The 415-nt window shown below is 46.5% G+C and carries 1 pseudogene; it reads right to left on the bottom strand.

The features are described 5' to 3' along the window. A pseudogene (locus tag ACFCTO_RS12175) lies at positions 1 to 373 on the bottom strand (IS701 family transposase); the annotation flags it as partial. Between the last annotated feature and the right edge of the window lie 42 nt (positions 374 to 415).

The following is a 415-nucleotide window of genomic DNA, read 5'->3' as shown; positions in this document are numbered from 1 at the left end:
ACAGAGAAACAGCATCGAACTTCTTGCCGAATTTCGGTACCGTCGTATCATCGACACTGAGAAAGACCGGTTCATTCTGTAAGGCCGCCGGAATCAGGCTGCAAGCCAATTGTGCTGTTTGAAGGCGGAGAGAATGGCTCGTCACCGTTTCGTTCTGAAGCGCCCGGTAATAACTATTTAAGCAGCGATGCGTCACCTGGGACAAAAAATTCCGATGAAGAAAGCGAAGAGATGGGAAGGCCTGCAAGGCTACCTGAGCGATGACCAACCATGTCAGTAGGAATCGCGTTGGCCGTGTCGCCGTAGAAAAATATGGAGAAAAGAAACGAAACAGACTACCAATAATCGAATTTTCGAGGTATAATGAATTCATCGCGTAACTCCTTTGAGATGATGTGTTTTAGCAGATTCATTA

The organism is Megasphaera indica (assembly GCF_046614755.1).
GTDB lineage: Bacteria > Bacillota > Negativicutes > Veillonellales > Megasphaeraceae > Megasphaera > Megasphaera intestinihominis.
Note: the sequence above shows the minus strand (reverse complement) of the source record. Positions and strands in the feature narration are given on the sequence as shown.